The following is a 17,373-nucleotide window of genomic DNA, read 5'->3' as shown; positions in this document are numbered from 1 at the left end:
GGGTCAGCGGCGCCCGGCATGCAGCGCCGTGCGCACGACGAGGCCCGCGACGAGAGCCCAGAAGGCGGCGCTGACTCCCAGCACCGCGATGCCGGAGGCCGCGACAAGGAAGGTCACGACCGCGGGGATGCGCTCGCCCGGGTCGTCGATCGCCTGCTGCACGGACGACCCGAACGCGGCGAACAGCGCGAGACCTGCCACCGCAGGGATCACCGCCTCGGGGGCCAGGAGCACGAGCGTGGCGAAGGCCGCCGAGAACCCGCCGAGCACCAGGTACGAGACTCCGGTCGAGACCCCGGCGACCCAGCGGCGCTTCGGATCGGGGTCGGCGTCGGGCGAGGCGGCGAGGGCGGCGCTGATCGCCGCGAGATTGATGGCATGGCCGCCGGCGGTCGCGCCGACCGCCGTTCCGACACCCGTCACGAGCATCGCAGGACGCCAGGGGACCTCGTAGCCGAAGCTGCGCATGATGGCGATGCCGGGGACGTTCTGCGAGGCCATCGTGACGATGAACAGCGGCAGAGCCAGACCGACGAGAGCGCCGACCGTGAAGGTGGGGGCGGTGAGTTCGAGCCGGGGCACGAGGAGTCCGGCGTCGACTGCTGAGCGCTCCTGGATCAGCGAGACGGCCACCACGGCCGCTGCGGCGACGAAGGCGAGGGGGACGGCCCACCGCGGCGCGAGGCGTGCGAACACCAGCCACGTCAGCACGACCGGAACCACGCCCCACGGGTTCGCCACGAGGCCGGTGATCGGCGCGAGACACAGTGGCAGCAGCACTCCGGCGAGCATCGCCTGCGCGATGGACGGCGGGATGCGGGCGATCAGCGCACCGAGCGCCGGCCAGAGCGCCGTGAGCAGGATGAGCGCGGACGCGACGAGGAACGCGCCGACGGCGGCAGGCCATCCGCCGTCGACCACTCCGGTCGCGGCGAGGAGTGCGGCGCCGGGGGTCGACCAGGCGACGGTGATCGGCATCCGATACCGCCAGGCGAGCACGATGCAGGCGAGTCCCATCGTGAGGCTGACGGCGAGCAGTCCGCTGGCCGCCTGCGCAGGTGTGGCGCCGACGGCGCCGAGACCCGTGAGCACGACGGCGAACGAACTCGTGAATCCGACCAGTGCGGTGACCACCCCGGCCAGGATCGGTCGAGACAGAGGTGCGGCGGTGGTCATGGATCCGAGGGTATCGGGGTCGGCGTTACGTGAGTCCCATCCGGTGCGCGAGCACCACGGCCTGCACGCGATCACGCGCACCGAGCTTCTGCAGGATCCGCGAGACGTGGGTCTTCACGGTGGCCTCTCCGATGAACAGGGCGCCGGCGATCTCGGCGTTGCTGCGGGCGTCGGCCAGCAGCACCAGCACCTCGGCCTCGCGCTCGGTGAGCGGGTCGAGGAGCACGGTCGGGGCGACCTGTGACGGCGCGGCGGTCGGCGTCGATTCCCCGGCGGATGCCGAAGCGGATGCCGGGCCGGATGCCCGAGAGGATGCTGTCGTGAATCGAGCCAGCACCCGACGCGTGACCTCGGGCGCCAGCATCCCGTCGCCCGCTGCGAGAGCCCGGACCGCCGCGATGAGATCCTCCGCACCGGCGTTCTTGAGCAGGAAGCCGCTCGCTCCGGCATCCAGCGCCTGGTAGAGGTAGTCGTCGCGGTCGAACGTCGTCACGATCGCGATGGCCGCTCCGACGCCCGCGTCGGCGACGATCCGCCTGGTGGCCTCGATGCCGTCCATGTCGGGCATCTGCACGTCCATCGTGATCACGTCGGGGCGCAGGGCGGACGCCTGGGCGACCGCCTCGGCGCCGGTTGCCGCCTCGCCGACCACCGTGATGTCGGGTTGCGTGTCGAGGATGGTCCGGAATCCTGCTCGCAGCATCGCATGATCGTCGACGAGCAGGACTCGGATCGGCGCATCGGTCTGGCTCATGAGGTGGTGCTCGTCTCGATCAACGTCTCGGTGGGCGCCGCGGGGGCGGTAGGGGCCGTGGGCTCGGTCTGGCTGCCGTCGCCGGTCAGGGGAACGCGTGCCCGCACGCGCAGCCCTCCCGCCGCACGCGGAGCGACGTCGAGCGTGCCCCCGGATGCGGCGGCGCGCTCGCGCATGCCGAGCTGGCCGAGCCCGGGGCGCAGCACGGCCACTGCGCGGCCGGTGTTGACGATCTCGACCTCGACGCCGTCGTCGTCGTAACGCACGCGCACATCGGCGGTGGCGCCGACGCCGGCGTGACGGCGGGCGTTCGTGAGCGACTCCTGGGCGATGCGATACAGATTCACGGCGACGATCGAGGGCACGGGCACCGGCTCGCCGATCACGACGTAGTGCGTGGGCAGGCCCGCTTCCGTCGACGCCTCGACCAGCGAGCGGATGTCGTCGAGCGTCACCGTCGATGCGACATCCGTCGTCTCGCCGCCAGGGGTGCGGAGGGTCTCGAGCAGCTGCCGCAGCTCGTGGATCGCATCACGCGCCGATGTCTCGATCCCCGTGAGGATGCTCTTGGACTTCTCCGGATCCTGATCGATCACGAGCCGGGCGGCTCCCGCCTGCACGCCCATCACCGACACATGGTGGGCGACGACGTCGTGCAGCTCTCGGGCGATGCGCACGCGGTCGAGCGCGACGGCCTGGGCAGCGGTGACCTCGCGCTCCTTCTCGAGCTCGGCCGTGCGCTGCTCCAGCACCGCTCGCTCCTGTGCGGCGTGCCACGAGCGCTCCCCGAAGTAGTAGGCACCGCCGAAGTACAGCACGTTCAGCAGCAGCTGGATGAGCATGAAGGCGAGATAGGGCGAGAGGAGGCCCGCCGCGACCTCGGCCTTGTCGGCCTCTTCGATCGCCTGTCGGTACATCGTGATGATCAGCCAGACGAACATGCCGACGATGATCGAGACGCGCACGATCATTGCGGCTCTGCGGTTGTTCATCCACGCGCCCACCGTGTACAGCGACACGAACATCGCGATGTTGCCGACGTAGATCTCGGGCACCTGGAACGTGATCGCGAGGAAGTACGCGAGCGAGATGGCGACGGCGACCGGGGCGGGCCAGCGCCGGCGCACGGCGAGCGGCGCGGTGACGGCGACCGCGTAGACCAGCGCGGTCCACGGCTCTGCCCTGGTGTCGCCGTAGATCTCGGCCACCGTCGAGAGTGCGGCGCTCAGAACAGCGCCGACGAACATGACCGCAGCGAGCACGATATCGCCGCGCTGCTCGCGGACGCTGGGGATGCGGGTGAACGGCGCTGCAGGCATCCCCCCACCGTAGAGCCGGGGCGGATGCGGTGGCATCCCCCGCACGGGGGATCGTGTGATCGCCGCGGAGACCTCTTGACGTGTTACTTGTATTTTGCAAGTGTGGGCGCATGAGCATCTTCCTCACCTGCCCCGTCGAGAGCGTCGACCGGGCCACCGCCTTCTACACCGCTCTCGGCTGGACCCTCAATGCCGAGATGTCCGATCACAACGTGTCGTGCTTCGCGATCGCGCCCGAGCAGTACGTCATGCTCGGCAGCCGCGAGATGTATGCGAGCGTCGGCGGCACCGAGGACGTGATCGGTGGACCCGATACGCCGTCGAAGGTCACGGTCTCGTTCGATCTCGGCAGCCGCGAGGCCGTCGATGAGCTCGTCGAGCGTGCCGCTGCCGCCGGTGGCAGGATCGGCGACACCGACGACTACTCGTTCATGTATCAGCGTCAGTTCGACGACCCCGACGGGTATCACTACTCGCCGTTCTGGATGAAGTCGGATTCCGATCAGAACGCGTGAGCGACCTCGCTGCCGCTCTCGACATCGTCGGCGCCCGGTGGGCGCTGCTCATCGTCGAGCAGCTGCTCGCTGGGCCGCAGAGATACGGCGACCTGCAGCGTGAGCTCGGGGTGCCGACCAACATCCTCGCGACCCGTCTGCGCGAGCTCGAAGCGGCCGGGGTCTTGAGTCGGCTTCCACTGCGACACAACACGCGTGCCTACGCGCTCACCGATCGTGGTCTCGAGCTGCGCGAGGCCATCGAGCAGCTCGGTCGCTGGGGTGCAGAAGGGTAGACGGCGCGACGGCATCGCACGAGCGCATACTGGGGAACATCGCCGCCCTCTTGCGCAAAGGAGCACTCTGATGACCGGACGCATCCTGATCGACCTCTTCATGACCCTCGACGGCGTCGCCCAGGGCCCGGGCGGCACCGACGAGGATCCGTCCGGAGGGTTCGAGTTCAGCGGCTGGCAGGCGGGGTATCCGTCGTCGGGCATGGGAGAGACCGTCTCGCAGGGGATGCAGCGGCTCGACGCCCTGCTGCTCGGCCGCCGCACCTACGACATCTTCGCGTCGTACTGGCCGCATCACACGGAAGGCCCGTCGGGGGAGATCGGCAGGCTCTTCGACCGGGTGCCGAAGTATGTCGCGTCGCGGAACCCTGACGTCGCGCTCTCGTGGCAGAACAGTCACCGCGTCGGGGACGATCTCGCCGCCGAGATCGCCGAACTGAGAGCGCAGCACGACGAGGTGCACGTGATCGGCAGCATCGACTTCGTGCACTCGCTGCTCGCCGACGGGCTGTTCGACGAGCTCACCCTGTGGGTGTATCCGATCCTGCTCGGCACGGGCAAGAAGGTGTTCGACGACGGTGCCATGCCGTCGGTGCTGCGCCTGCTCGAGCCGCCGGTCGTCGACGACAGCGGCGTGATGCTGCTGCGCTACGGACGAACGGATCGGGTGCCGGAGGTCGGGACGTTCGAGGACTGAGGCCTCGCGCAACCCGGCCCCAACGTTCCCCGAGGGGTCTGAGATAGCGACTTTCGACTACTGTCCGAGCCGACGCGGTCGCAGTACGATCCTCCATGTGCGCACCCGGGGGGAAGTCGCTCACGCGGAGCGCGTGGGCGTGTTCAATGAGATCTTCGTCGCGCACTGGGGGGCGGTTCGACACCATGTGGAGTGCGTGCTGGATGACGATGATGAGGTCTCGGACCTTGTGTCAGAGGTGTTCTCGCTCGCTTGGGTGAAGCTCGACGTACTGAGGCCTCTGGGGTTGATCTGGCTGCTCAGGACCGCGGACAACAAGCTCAAGGACCGCGACCGCACCCTCCGCGTTCGGGCAGGGGCCATGGAGGCCGTCCGCCGCATGGCCGAGGGGGCACGAGCACATGACGTGCTCGATGTTCTCGCCGTGCGCCACGCGATCGACTCGGTGCTCACGCGCCGAGAGAGACGGTTCGTCATCTTCTTCTACTGGGATCGGCTCGCTGCGGGCGAGATCGCCGAACTCGATCGCTGCTCGCAGGCTTCCGTGTTCACTACCCTCAGCCGAGCTCGCGCCAAGCTCATCGGAGAGCTCGGCCAAGACGTCGGCTCGAGGTCAGAGCTGCTCGCCCCGCGGTCGATGATCCGCGCGGGCTGATCGCCGACGTATTGCGGCTGCGACGAATACCTTACAAACATCGTTGATGAGCGCTAAATACTGGTGCAGCTCTCAGCGCAACCATAGCTTTCGGTATGTGACTCGCCTTCGCACCACCTCTGGATCTGTTCGTCTCATCGCGGCTGTATGCGCGGCTGTGATCGTGTTCGCCGGTGCGCCGATCTCGGCATCCGCCGCACAGATCTCTACTGCTGTGGGAGCCAGCAGAATGGCTCCCGCGACTTCGTTCCGCGATGTTCAGCGCGCTGCCATCAGCGCGGCGAGCTCCGCGGCCGCGGCTACGGGGCAAGGCGTCGCCGTCGACGGGATGACCACGCCGACCGAGCAGACTCTCGCAATGCCCGACGGAACCATGGTGTACGAAGCAACCACCGTGCCCGTGCGCGTCGAGCGGAACGGCGAGTGGGTCGCGATCGACACCACGCTCGTGCGCGTCGGAGACTGGGTCGAGCCCGTCGCTTCGGCGGCGCCCGTGCGGTTCTCGCCCGGCGGCACTGACGAACTCGCCCAGGTTCAGACAGAGACGGGTGAGTGGATCACCGAACGGTGGCCGTACGGCACGCTTCCCGCCCCCATCATCGACGGCGACACCGCCACATACCCCGACGTGCTTCCCGATGTCGACCTCAAGATGGTCGCCACGAAGACCGGCCAGGCATCCATCTACGTCGTCAAGACAGAGAAGGCCGCGCGGTCTGCGAAGCTCGAAGACCTCCACGTGATCATCGAGGATGCCGACCTCACCACGACCCCGAACGGCACCGTCGAGGCAGAGCTGGCAGATGGTTCGCAGGTCGTGGCCGGCCAGCCATTGTGGTGGGACTCGTCGGACGGCGGCACATACCGGGAGCCAGGCGGAATCGAGCCCATCCTGCCGGTTGCGCACGACGTGGGCGATGACCATGTGGCCCTGGATGTCGGTGCATCGGTGGCAGCCGAGGAGCGACGCGACGGAGACGACGTCACCTACCCGATCTTCGTAGATCCGGACTGGGCGGCCGGAAGCGTCCAGTCCTGGTACACGGATGCGGCGTTCCCGAATCAGTCATACCTCAACGCCAGCGCCTCAGACGTTCTGCGCATGGGGCGGTGGAGCACGAACCGTGGAAACGCCTTCTTCGAGTTTCCCCTCAGCGCACTGAACGGCAAGGAGATCGTCGCCGCGCAGCTCGGTGCGACGCAACTCACGTGGGCTGCGTGCCCGAACAGCCCTGTGCAGGTGCGCACCTTCGGTCTCCAGGCCGCAGGCTTCAGGTGGAACCAGCAAAACCACGCACTGTGGGGCCCGGTTCTGGACACCAAGAATCCGGGCTCGTGCAACAGCGGTCCTGAGTCCGTGGGATGGGACGTCACTGCAGGTGTCCGCTCTCGTCTCGGAGCGCACGCCATTCAGCTCGGGCTCGCGCCGCAGGATGAGAACGCGCTGTCTCGCCGCCACTTCAGCAGGGCGGCGACGCTCTACGTGACCTACAACTCTGCACCCAATGTCCCGACCAATCCTGTGTTCACCTCGCCGAGCCGGCAGTGCGGCACGGCCGGGTCTCCCGCGGTTCTCGGCCAGGCGAACGTCGTCGTGCAGGTGCACCAGACGGACCCCGACCCTGGGAACGTCGACACCAACTTCCACCTCGCGAAAGCCTCGAACCTGGGCGTGAAGATCCAGGACAAAGCAGGGGGGTTCAGCGATCAGGGGTTGAAGTCGGTCACATTCACAGGCTTGACCAACGGTGAGGTGTATGCCTGGCGCGCACGGGGAAGCGACCACAGACTCGACGGAGTCGGGTTCACGGCGTGGTGCTACTTCACGGTGGACACGACGAAGCCCGCCGCGCCTGCGGTGACCGCCCCGGGAGGCGCGACCTACGTCGTTGGCAAGGGCGTGTCGGTGTCCTTGACCGCCGCCGCAGACGTTGCCGGATACGTCTCGTGGGTCACTCCGACACGACGCACATCTCCGTCGCCGGCGATACCTGTCGACGGCACGATCAACGTGGCTGCAGCACTCCCCGACTGCAACATCGGAGCCGGGTCCACGGTGCGGTGGAAATGCGCGAGCGGAGCCACACCGGCGACGATGAACGTTGCGCCCATTGACTCCTTGTCGACCCTGTGGGTCTCGGCATATGACAGGGCGGGCAATCAGAGCGCAGTCGTCGGACTTCCGCTGTATCCGAACGGCAACGACACCACCCCGGCAGCTTCTGCGAACCTCGACGCGGGACACGCGTGGCAGCTCTCGTCGATGTCGAGTCCGCTCCCGGACGCGATCCCCGACTCCAACCCGTGGATCGGGGCGAACGGGATCGATCTGCTCGTCCCCGAGACCAGCTCCAGGACGTCGACGGATCTCCCGGATCCGCCGTTGGTGTCTCCCGTGCTCTCGACTGCAGGGGGGACTGCATTCGAGGTGAGCACGGTGCTCCCACCGGTGAACGCCACGAACAGCTTCTCCTTCAGCGTCTGGCTCAAGGGCGGATATTCCGGCACGGGCTCGGCGCAGAAGATCGCGATTCAAGGCGGAGGGGCGGCGGGGTCTATCCAGCTCCAAGTCACACCGGAGGGCACCTACGCCTTCTGTCTCGGCGACAACAACGTGTCGTCGTCGAGCACGAATCGTGCAAGCAACTGCGCCACCGGCGGCAAGATGACGGGGCAGTGGCAGCTGGTCACAGGCGTGTGGGATGCGGTGAATCAGCAGTTGCGGCTGCACGTGGGCAACTCCATCAGCCCGACGGCGATCAACGGGCACATCCTCGGCGCGGGCGACAGGTCCGCGCACGGCCCGTTGGTGTTCGGTCCCGCGCCGATGACCGGCCGGTGGGAGGGGCTGTTCACGAATCCGGTGCTAGTCCCCGGAGTGATCGACCATTTCCAGCTTGCGCGCCTTGCTGCCTTCGAGATCCCCTTTTCCGACTGACGACGTTCGACCTATTCGGAGCCGATGATGACTTACTCTTTGGGGCGACGTGTTCTGGGCGTCGCCGTGGCCGCTGTGCTGGTCTGCGGTGTACTGGTCGCCGCGCCCGGCGCTGCAATAGCCGATGCGACCCCGACTGTGCCTACCCCGGTGTTCGGAGATCCCGTTCCCGGCGGTGTCCTCGGCGACGTCGAGACAGGCGAGGATGCTGCCTCGTCGACGACCGCCGCCACGCCCAGCGCGCAGGAGCTGCCGCAGTTGAAGGTCACAGAGGTGTCCCTCGCGCCGTCGGATTCCGTGGGCGTGACCACGGAAGGGGAAGAGGACAGCACCGCGGCGACCGTGATCGGTGAATGGACTCCGCTCGCTGATACGGGCATCGCACTTGCGCCGGCGGGCGTGCGACCTGATAAGAAACCCGACGAAAAGAAGTCGGACGAAGAGAAGTCGGACGAGGAGAAGCCGGACGAGCAAAAGCCGGACGCGGAGAAGCCGGACGCGGAGAAGCCGGACGAAGAGAAGCCGGATGCGGAGAAGCCGGACGCGGAGAAGCCGGACGAAGAGAAGCCGGATGCGGAGAAGCCGGACGCGGAGAAGTCGGACGAGGAGAAGTCGGACGAGGAAAAGCCGGACGAGGAGAAGCCGGACGCGGAGAAGTCGGACGAGGAGATGCCGGACGCGGCTGAGGATGAGGTCGAGCCCCCTACCGCGCTCGCCGTCGAGGTCCTCGATGAGAAGGCGACAACCGAGAAAGGCCTGGACGGTCTCGTCCTGTCACTGACGCGCGCCGATGCCCCCGAGACGGGTAACTCTGTCGCGGTCCGTCTCCCGAACGAGCTCCTCTCTGCAGCGTACGGGGCGGACTTCGACAGCAGGCTCGAATGGGTGCAGGTGCCGGCCGACACGAAGGCCTCGGATCTTCGCAAGGAGTCCGTGAGCGTCGCGACCGCGTCGACCGACGAAGGCCTCGTGCTCACGCCTGCGGTCTCGGCAGAGCCCATGCTGCTCGCGGCGCTCGCGGGAGCCAGCTCGAGCAGTGGAACCGGGTCCTACGCCGCCACGCCGTTGAAGTCGTCGTCGACGTGGGATGTCGCCGAACAGACGGGCGCGTTCACATGGAACTACGAGATGGGGGTGCCGAGCGCCGGAGCAGGACCGGTGCCGTCAGTCGGGCTCTCGTACAACTCCCACTCCGTCGACGGGCTGACGGCGTCCACGAACAATCAGCCGTCCGCAGTCGGTGAAGGATGGGAGCTCACCGGAGCGGGGTTCATCGAGCGCAGCTACATCCCCTGCGCGAAAGACGACGGAGCGAGCGGCGCTGTCGCGACGTCCGGCGACCTCTGCTGGCGCACCGACAACGCGACGGTCTCGATGGCAGGTCGGTCGGGAGCGCTGATCAAGGATGCCGCGTCAGGCGTGTGGCGTCTGCAGAACGACGACGGCACCCGGTTCGAGCGTCTCGTCGGCACCGCCCAGGGCTGTGCGCCCAACGGAACCGTGAACAACGAGTGCTGGCGCATGACGACGACCGACGGCACTCGATACTTCTTCGGACTCAACCAGCTGCCGGGGTGGTCGAGCGGCAAGCCGACCACGAACTCGACCTGGACCGTTCCGGTCTTCGGCAACGATGCGGGCGAACCGTGTCACGCCGCCACTTTCGCCACGTCCTCGTGCAACCAGGCGTGGCGATGGAACCTCGACTACGTGGTCGATGTGCACGGCAACGCCCAGACGATGTACTACACGGCGGAGACGAACAAGTACGCCAAGGGTGGTTCCGGCGCCACGGCATACCACCGCGGTGGTGCCCTCACCCGCATCGAGTACGGATTCCGCTCGACTGAGATCTTCGCGGCGAATGCCGCAGGCTACCGCGTGCTCTTCACCTACGACGCGAAGGGGCGGTGCAACGACGCGTCCGGTGCCACGTGCACCACGGGCACCCTAGACGGCGCGGTCGCGCCGGCCAACCCGGCGAAGTACCCCGACGTACCCTGGGATCAGCTCTGCACGGGTACATCGTGTTCGGCATCCCAGATCGTGCCGACCTTCTTCACGAACGCGAGCCTGGCGAAGGTCACGTCGCAGGCGAAGGTCTCGGGTGCCTATTCGACAGTCGACTCGTGGGTCCTGTCGCACTCCTTCCCCGACCCAGGTGACAACACCTCTGCCGCTCTCTGGCTCACGAAGGTGCAGCGCACCGGAACGGCCGCGGGTCAGGCAGCGATCGCGGAGCCCCCCACCCTCTTCAGTGGCGCCACCATGCAGAACCGTGTGTGGGTCGTCGATGGTCTCGCTCCTCTCGACAAGTGGCGACTCACCTCGATCAAGACGAGTCTCGGCGCCGCCATCAGCGTCAACTACCGTCCGCAGCAGTGCACGGCAGCGCAGGCGCCAGCCATCCTCGCTGACCTCGCGAACAACACCCGATGGTGCTTCCCCGAATGGTGGGTGCCGCAGTCGACGATCCCGCTCGGTGGTCGACAGGACCTGTTCCACAAGTACCCGGTGTCGTCGATCCTCGTGAACGGGGCGACAGGCGGTCCACTCAGTCAGGTGCAGCAGACGCAGTACTTCTACGGCACCCCGAAGTGGCGTTACAACGATTCGCCGCTCACGGTCGCGAACGCGCGAACGTGGAACGTCTTCGCCGGTGTCGACGCCGTCGAGGTCCGCGAAGGCAACCCCGCCACGCCTGCCGCGCAGAAGGTGTCGAAATACACCTATTACCAGGGCATGAACGGCGACCGCGCTACGGCGACCGGCGGCACGAAGGCCGTGAACGTCACCGGCACCAGCATCCCCGACGACCGATGGTTCGCCGGGCAGACATATCGTCAGCAGACGTTCAACGGCGTCGGTGGCGCGCTGGTCACCGACCAGATCAGCACGCCGTGGGCATCGGGCATCAGTGCCAACGACGGCACCCGGCAGGCGCGCAAGACGGGTGTTCAGAAGACGATCGTGACTGAGCCGCTCTCCACCGGCGGCAACCGCACGCTCGAGACCCGCACGACCTTCGACTCGACCTATGGCTATCCGCTCACTGTGTCCACGATCCCGTCCGACGCGACGGGCAAGTGTGTGACGACCACCTATGCGGCACCGAACACCTCGGCCTGGATCATCGGCCTGCCCAGCCAGGAGCGCGCGGTCAACACGACCTGCGCGGATCTTGCGGCGGCGCAGTTCCCCCGCGATCTCGTCAGCGACGTCAAGACGACGTATGACGGTCTGGCGTGGGGTGCGGCGCCGAGCAAGGGCCTTGCGACGTCATCGCAGGTGGTCGACAAGTACGAGAACGGTCAGCCGCACTGGGTGAACGCCGGCTCCAGCACGTACGACGCGCTCGGGCGAGCGCTCACGAAGACGGATGCGCTGGGGCGGACGACCTCTACGGCATACACGCCAGCCGCAGCTCAGCCGCTGCTGTCGACGACCGAGACGAAACCCGCTCCCTTCTCCTGGCAGACCGTCACGTCGTTCGAGCCGACCACCGGCGCCACATCGAAGGTCGTGGATCCGAACGGCTCGACCACGACGATCGCCATCGACGGTCTGGGGCGCACGACGAACGTCTGGCTGCCGTTGCGTCCGCAGGCGACGAACCCGAGTTCGCCCTCGATGGCGTTCTCCTACACCCTGTCGCAGACCGCGCCGAACGCGATCAAGACCAGCACACTCACGGGTGGTGGCGTTGTCGACAAGTTCGAGCTCTTCGATGGGCTCGGGCGTGCCACGCAGACGCAGACTCTCGCGGTCGGCGGCGGCACGGTCGTGAAGACGACGAACTACGACGACCAGGGGCGCGTCTACTTCGTCGACAACGACTATTGGACGGCATCCATCTCACCCGGAACGGCGTTCTTCACCCCGGTGACCGAGGACAACGTGCCGTCGCAGGTGGTCACGGCCTACGACGCTGTCGGGCGGCCCCTGACCTCGACGCTCAACACGACGGGTTCCCTGCACTCAAAAACGGTCAACGCATACGCCGGCGCAGACCGGGTCGACACCACTCCGCCGATCGGCGGCACGGCGACAAGCACCTTCACCAACACTCTGGGTCATAAGACGAAGCTGGTGCAGTACCTCACCGGTGCCATCAGCGGGACGGGGCAGTCGACGACGTTCGCGTATGACGGCGGCAACCGGATGACCAAGATGACCGACCCTGCGGGCAATGCCTGGACGTGGACGTTCGATCTTCTCGGCAACCGCGTGGGCCAGGACGATGCGGACTCGGGCGTCTCGACGGCGACTTACGACCTCGTCGGCAACATGACGTCGACGACCGATGCACGTGGCAAGACGGTGACCACCACGTACGACGAGCTCAATCGCAAGAAGGCGACCTACGCCGGCACGGCTTCGGGGTCGATGCTGTCGTCGTGGACATATGACTCGGTGAAGAAGGGTCTGGTCACGACGTCCACGTCGTACACCGGGTCGGCACCCGGAACTCCCGGCCTCGCATACGCGACGACGGTGGGCGCTTACGATGCGGCAGGCAACCCGCTCGACACGACGCTGTCGATCCCCGCCGGTGCCCCGGCGTTCGCGGGGACGAGTTACAAGACCACGCTGTACTACAACCCGGATTCGTCGTTGCAGGCCAAGCAGATGCCCGCGATGGGCGGGCTCCCGTCGGAGCTCATCCGATACAGCTACGACACCTGGGGCAAGCTGAGCGGCGTGCGAGGCACCTCGATCATCCTCGCGAACACGGTGTATTCACCGATCGGTCAGCTCTCGCAGTTGAATCGTATGAACGGCTCGACATCCACGGCGTATTCCACTTACGCCTATGACCAGGCCACCGGTGCTGTGATGGCGATCGACGACCTCGCTGTCTTCGGGGGCACCGGGCATAGCGTCGCCAGTCGCGCATATACGCGGGATGCTGTGGGCAACGTGACGTCAGCAACGATGAACTCGGTGCTGCCGACGAACGGCACGCAGAAGACCTGTTACACCTACGACGGTCTGCGGCAGTTGACGCGAGCCTGGACGCCGAGTGCGGCCACGGCGTGCACGGCGGCTCCCTCGGCGGGCGCGATGGGCGGGCTGGAGCCGTACTGGCACGACTACACCTATGACACGAAGACAGGCAACCGCACGAGCCTGGTGAAGCGGTCGACGATGGGCGCGGTATCGACGGCGGCGTACACGTATCCTGCCGCAGGCGGGGACCGCCCGCACTCGGTGAACACGGTGACGGGTCCTGCGGGCACGGGACCGGGTTCCTACACCTACGACGCGGCGGGCAATATGACGGGTCGTCCGGGGCAGACGATCACGTTCAACGACGTCGGCAAGGTGTCGAAGGTCGTCACCGGGTCGGTGACGCAAGACAACGTGTACAACGTCGATGGCAGTCTTCTTCTGCGCAAGAGCTCGAAGGAGGGTGCGTCGTTGTTCGTCGGTGACACGGTGCTGTCGCAGGCGCCGGGTTCTTCGGTGGTGTCGGGTGTGCGGACGTATTCTGGTGCGGAGGGTAAGCCGATTGCGGAGAAGTCGGCGAAGACCGGGACCACGGGGACGACGTTGACGTGGTTGTTCTCGAACTTGGAGGGGACGGTGGACGTGCAGACCGTCGCGAACGCCGTCGGGACGACGACTCGGATGTTGCGTGATCCGTATGGTGCTCCGATCGGTGGGTCGAACGGTGTGTGGTCGAGTGGCACCGGGTATATGAACAAGCCGGTCACCGCGTCGACGGGGCTGACGACCGTTGGTGCCCGCACGTACGACCCTGTGTTGGGGAAGTTCCTGTCTGTGGATCCGGTGATCGACACGAACCTGCCGCAGCAGAACACGGGCTACACGTACTCGGGCAACAACCCGACCACGTACATGGACCCGACAGGGCTCCGACTCGACCAGGGGTGCGGTTGGGGTGTGAGCTGTACCAAGAAGGTGACGGCGATTCCAGGCGCGGATCAGACTCGCAAGTTCGGAAATCAACTGGTGCGGGAGGGGAAAAAGGAGATGAAACAGAACAAGTTCAATCCGCTTACCGGCCCGGCCCGTGAGACCCTGGCGCACCTTGACGGGTACATCAAGTATGACGCCGGCAGGTTCCTGCAGACCCAGCAGGGCCAGTTGTTCAGTGCTTGGGCCTTAGGGCGGTTGCCGAAGTCGATTTCGTTCGACTCCAGTTCGCTGATCACACAAGGTCTGCAGGACGGTCCCGCCGCGGCATCATATAGAAGCCGCATCAAGGCGGCGCTCGCCGTGGGAAGGCCTGTTGGTGGCTGGTACTACGACGCGGGCGGATTCCGATTGGATAACCCGAACGTGCAGAGGGATGTCGTAGCCGTAAGCGCGTGGGGGGACGCAGAAAACTGGGAGCGATCTCTCGCCCTCACGGGATCACATCAATACTTCGGAACTGTGATTGACCGACCGACAGAAAACTCCGCGGTTGTGCAGATCACCGCGTGGAACACCATGACGTACGGCTCACTTCTTTCGCCAATACGAAGTTACGCGAACTCCATCCCGGGAGACACCGGAGCCTTCTCGGAGGTATCGACCACATTCTCTTGGACGGAGACGATCAGTTGGTGACTAGCTTGACTTGCCGTGCGGCTGCGTCAACGGCTGCCGGACTGATTCTGATTGGCACTCTTTCCGCGTGTTCCGCGCAGATTGCATTCGACGTATCGAGGGATCAGGTTATTGGCCAGTGGGTAGCGCAAGAGGGCCTGACTCTGACACTCGATCCAGACGGTTCCTTTGTGGCAGAGGACTGGCCTGCCAACCTTATGTGCGAGGAACCCGGCGCGGAGACTATCCATGATCTCGATTGGGCGGACACGGTTACGATTTCTGGAACGTGGGAGACGCCGGAAGACGATCGAGTTTACTCGTTGATGTTCTTACCCGATCCTGGTGATTGCGACCTCGGGTCGTGGTCTTCGGATGTGTGGGTGGGTGACCTCGGCGGCCTCCGTCTCAAGCTTTTTCTCGGTTCTGTGAGAGATCCAGACACGGCGTCCGATGAGCAGATCGTCTGGGTGAATAAAGCGTCCTAACCGACGTCTCAGGCGCCGGGTTCTTCGGTGGTGTCGGGTGTGCGGACATATTCTGGTGCGGAGGGTAAGCCGATTGCGGAGAAGTCGGCGAAGACCGGGACCACGGGGACGACGCTGACGTGGTTGTTCTCGAACTTGGAGGGGACGGTGGACGTGCAGACCGTCGCGAACGCCGTCGGGACGACGACTCGGATGTTGCGTGATCCGTATGGTGCTCCGATCGGTGGGTCGAACGGTGTGTGGTCGAGTGGCACCGGGTATATGAACAAGCCCGTCACCGCGTCGACGGGGCTGACGACGGTCGGCGCCCGCACGTACGACCCTGTGTTGGGGAAGTTCCTGTCTGTGGATCCGGTGATCGACACGAACCTGCCGCAGCAGAACACGGGCTATACGTACTCGGGCAACAACCCGACCACGTACATGGACCCGACAGGGCTCCGACTCGACCAGGGATGCGGGTGGGGCGTCAACTGCAGTAAGAGGCCCGTGTCGTCCCCGCCGCCAAGTTACTTCGTCAACGTGGTGGTGCAAACGCTCTCGGATGGAACGCCTATCTACCAACGGCGCCCGAATCCGGATTACAAACCGCGTCTTGTAACGAACTCGACATGGGGCCCCGCGCCGCTAAAGCCGAACTTCAACTACACCTCGCTCAGCGACTTTGCCAGGGCGGCGGCGGTTCCGACACCCACAACATCGAACAAAAAGCCTCCGCGACCAGAATGGGGGCCACTCATCGAGTGGAAGCCTGAGAACAAAGGGACGGTTGACTTTGGAGCGTCAATTTGCGCAGGGGTTTGTCTTAATGCTTCACTTGGGCACGATGGCTCGGGTCGAATTGGAATAGGGTTCGGATTGGAGGCAGGTGTGTCCTTTACTGCTGGCGTTTCATCGGAATCCCCAGGAGGTCTATACTTGGGTGGGTCCTGTGCCGCTTCTGCGGGTCCCGCCGGAATCTACGTTAGCGGCGGAATACAGCAGAACGGCCCCTTAACGTATGGCGGAGGCGGCTTCTTCGCAGGGGCGGGCTTGGGATGTTCGGCTGACGCAGGATTTGGGTCGTAGATAAATGGTGTCGATTGATACAATTGTTCCGAATCTGATCGTAGGGATTGGCCTGCTTTGTGTGGGAATAGCGATCGTTTGGAAACGTAGAGCACTCAACGAATACATGTATAACTCGCAAAAAAGAATGTTCGGAGAAAAGGCAGCGCGTGTATCGGCGGGTCGTCAGACGCCTTTTATGATGGGCATCGTCGGAGTTCTTACAGCGATTCTCGGAGTCGCAATGTTCACGTTCGGCATGGTTGGGATTATGCAGATGGTCAGCGCGTGAGAGTGCTCCGCATTACGATTCCATCGTGAACGAAGGCGAACTACACGCCGAGATCGGTCGTTTCGGCGAGTTCGACTGGATGGATCCCTCCTGGTATCTCTGTGGCGAGCACGAGTCGGACTTCGCCCTGCGGTCGCCATTGAGTGATGATGGCTGATAGAGCCGCTGGTGAACTTCCCAGACTCGAGTGTCAGAACCAGCTGTACTTGGAAGGCGAGGATTCCGGCCCATGAACCACCCGATCGACAAGCGGAGATTCGCGATCGTCCTCGTGTCGTTGCTTACCCTCGCTGGGTGCGCCAGCGCGAACTCTGACTTCGACTACGGATTCGAGAGTGCGGACGGACTGGGAACGTGGCGTGCAGGCGATCATGAGTCGGCGACGATTCGGATCCAGGAAGACGGCAGGTTCGACGCTGAACTCCCCGCATCGCTCTGCCGCGAGGACAGGCCGTCGGTATCGCCGATGTGGACTGGACTGATCGAGTGTCTCTGACGGGGGAATGGCGAACGTTCGAGAACTCCTCATACTCCGGTTATCTCGCCCCGGAGGCGGCCTGCCCATTCATCCCGATCTATTTTCAGCGCAACTCCAGCGGAGAGCAGAGCATGATCATCTACCTCGTTGCTGACGAGGATGCTGGCGAAGAGAACGTCGT

Annotated in this window: 14 protein-coding genes; 10 read left to right on the top strand and 4 right to left on the bottom strand. The window is 65.4% G+C overall.

The features are described from left to right. Positions 1 to 3: 3 nt before the first annotated feature. Genes MRBLMI13_RS18275 through MRBLMI13_RS18265 form a run of 3 tightly spaced genes read right to left on the bottom strand, consistent with a single transcriptional unit; the run spans position 4 to position 3,249 of the window. The gene (locus MRBLMI13_RS18275) at positions 4 to 1,176 is read right to left on the bottom strand and encodes a benzoate/H(+) symporter BenE family transporter (protein WP_367824448.1); all 1,173 of its coding nucleotides are present in this window, start codon (positions 1,174 to 1,176) and stop codon (positions 4 to 6) included. 25 nt (positions 1,177 to 1,201) lie between these two features. Beyond that, a complete protein-coding gene (locus MRBLMI13_RS18270) occupies positions 1,202 to 1,930 on the bottom strand; it encodes a response regulator (protein WP_367824446.1) in 729 nt (242 codons plus the stop codon). Continuing rightward, positions 1,927 to 3,249 (bottom strand): sensor histidine kinase, encoded by a 1,323-nt coding sequence (locus MRBLMI13_RS18265; protein ID WP_367824444.1) that lies wholly within the window; start codon positions 3,247 to 3,249, stop codon positions 1,927 to 1,929. The genes MRBLMI13_RS18270 and MRBLMI13_RS18265 overlap by 4 nt, the downstream gene beginning before the upstream one ends. 110 nt (positions 3,250 to 3,359) lie before the next feature. Between MRBLMI13_RS18265 and MRBLMI13_RS18260 the strand changes: the two genes are divergently transcribed. From MRBLMI13_RS18260 to MRBLMI13_RS18235, 6 genes are all read left to right on the top strand, one after another. Beyond that, entirely contained in the window at positions 3,360 to 3,764 is a 405-nt protein-coding gene (locus tag MRBLMI13_RS18260) for a VOC family protein (RefSeq protein ID WP_367824442.1), read from the top strand. Next, positions 3,761 to 4,039, top strand: coding sequence for a winged helix-turn-helix transcriptional regulator (locus MRBLMI13_RS18255; protein WP_367824440.1), 279 nt, complete (start codon positions 3,761 to 3,763; stop codon positions 4,037 to 4,039). The genes MRBLMI13_RS18260 and MRBLMI13_RS18255 overlap by 4 nt, the downstream gene beginning before the upstream one ends. Before the next feature lie 70 nt (positions 4,040 to 4,109). Then, the gene (locus MRBLMI13_RS18250) at positions 4,110 to 4,736 is read left to right on the top strand and encodes a dihydrofolate reductase family protein (RefSeq protein ID WP_367824438.1); all 627 of its coding nucleotides are present in this window, start codon (positions 4,110 to 4,112) and stop codon (positions 4,734 to 4,736) included. 196 nt (positions 4,737 to 4,932) lie between these two features. Further along, a complete protein-coding gene (locus tag MRBLMI13_RS18245; protein ID WP_367824436.1) occupies positions 4,933 to 5,391 on the top strand; it encodes an RNA polymerase sigma factor in 459 nt (152 codons plus the stop codon). 229 nt (positions 5,392 to 5,620) lie between these two features. Next, complete coding sequence (locus MRBLMI13_RS18240; protein ID WP_367824434.1) at positions 5,621 to 8,329, top strand: LamG-like jellyroll fold domain-containing protein; 2,709 nt, start codon at positions 5,621 to 5,623, stop codon at positions 8,327 to 8,329. Between the two features lie 24 nt (positions 8,330 to 8,353). Continuing rightward, entirely contained in the window at positions 8,354 to 14,908 is a 6,555-nt protein-coding gene (locus MRBLMI13_RS18235) for an RHS repeat-associated core domain-containing protein (RefSeq protein WP_367824432.1), read from the top strand. 475 nt (positions 14,909 to 15,383) lie between these two features. Here the strand turns inward: MRBLMI13_RS18235 and MRBLMI13_RS18230 are convergent, their stop codons facing one another. Beyond that, a complete protein-coding gene (locus MRBLMI13_RS18230) occupies positions 15,384 to 15,740 on the bottom strand; it encodes a hypothetical protein (protein WP_367824483.1) in 357 nt (118 codons plus the stop codon). Between MRBLMI13_RS18230 and MRBLMI13_RS18225 the strand changes: the two genes are divergently transcribed. The 4 genes from MRBLMI13_RS18225 (at position 15,637) to MRBLMI13_RS18210 (ending at position 17,210) form a co-directional block, all read left to right on the top strand. Next, positions 15,637 to 16,443, top strand: coding sequence for an RHS repeat-associated core domain-containing protein (locus MRBLMI13_RS18225; protein WP_367824480.1), 807 nt, complete (start codon positions 15,637 to 15,639; stop codon positions 16,441 to 16,443). The genes MRBLMI13_RS18230 and MRBLMI13_RS18225 overlap by 104 nt on opposite strands. Before the next feature lie 4 nt (positions 16,444 to 16,447). Continuing rightward, complete coding sequence (locus MRBLMI13_RS18220) at positions 16,448 to 16,714, top strand: hypothetical protein (RefSeq protein ID WP_367824430.1); 267 nt, start codon at positions 16,448 to 16,450, stop codon at positions 16,712 to 16,714. A 25-nt stretch (positions 16,715 to 16,739) separates the two neighbouring features. Beyond that, on the top strand, positions 16,740 to 16,871 hold the full coding sequence (locus tag MRBLMI13_RS18215; RefSeq protein WP_367824428.1) for a hypothetical protein: 132 nt from the start codon (positions 16,740 to 16,742) through the stop codon (positions 16,869 to 16,871). 72 nt (positions 16,872 to 16,943) lie between these two features. Continuing rightward, entirely contained in the window at positions 16,944 to 17,210 is a 267-nt protein-coding gene (locus MRBLMI13_RS18210; RefSeq protein ID WP_367824426.1) for a hypothetical protein, read from the top strand. Positions 17,211 to 17,373: the final 163 nt, after the last annotated feature.

The sequence above is a fragment of the Microbacterium sp. LMI13-1-1.1 genome, from assembly GCF_040815625.1.
Taxonomy (GTDB): Bacteria; Actinomycetota; Actinomycetes; order Actinomycetales; family Microbacteriaceae; genus Microbacterium; species Microbacterium forte.
The sequence above is the reverse complement of the archived record's forward strand: the minus strand, read 5'-3'. Positions and strand labels throughout refer to the sequence as shown.

Bases quoted from the DNA above. Each gene is read 5' to 3' on its own strand.
- MRBLMI13_RS18250 (WP_367824438.1), top strand. From the start codon at position 4,110: ATGACCGGACGCATCCTGATCGACCTCTTCATGACCCTCGACGGCGTC.
- MRBLMI13_RS18220 (WP_367824430.1), top strand. From the start codon at position 16,448: ATGGTGTCGATTGATACAATTGTTCCGAATCTGATCGTAGGGATTGGC.
- MRBLMI13_RS18270 (WP_367824446.1), bottom strand. From the start codon at position 1,930: ATGAGCCAGACCGATGCGCCGATCCGAGTCCTGCTCGTCGACGATCAT.
- MRBLMI13_RS18235 (WP_367824432.1), top strand. From the start codon at position 8,354: ATGATGACTTACTCTTTGGGGCGACGTGTTCTGGGCGTCGCCGTGGCC.
- MRBLMI13_RS18240 (WP_367824434.1), top strand. From the start codon at position 5,621: ATGGCTCCCGCGACTTCGTTCCGCGATGTTCAGCGCGCTGCCATCAGC.
- MRBLMI13_RS18210 (WP_367824426.1), top strand. From the start codon at position 16,944: ATGAACCACCCGATCGACAAGCGGAGATTCGCGATCGTCCTCGTGTCG.
- MRBLMI13_RS18265 (WP_367824444.1), bottom strand. From the start codon at position 3,249: ATGCCTGCAGCGCCGTTCACCCGCATCCCCAGCGTCCGCGAGCAGCGC.
- MRBLMI13_RS18225 (WP_367824480.1), top strand. From the start codon at position 15,637: ATGAACAAGCCCGTCACCGCGTCGACGGGGCTGACGACGGTCGGCGCC.
- MRBLMI13_RS18260 (WP_367824442.1), top strand. From the start codon at position 3,360: ATGAGCATCTTCCTCACCTGCCCCGTCGAGAGCGTCGACCGGGCCACC.
- MRBLMI13_RS18275 (WP_367824448.1), bottom strand. From the start codon at position 1,176: ATGACCACCGCCGCACCTCTGTCTCGACCGATCCTGGCCGGGGTGGTC.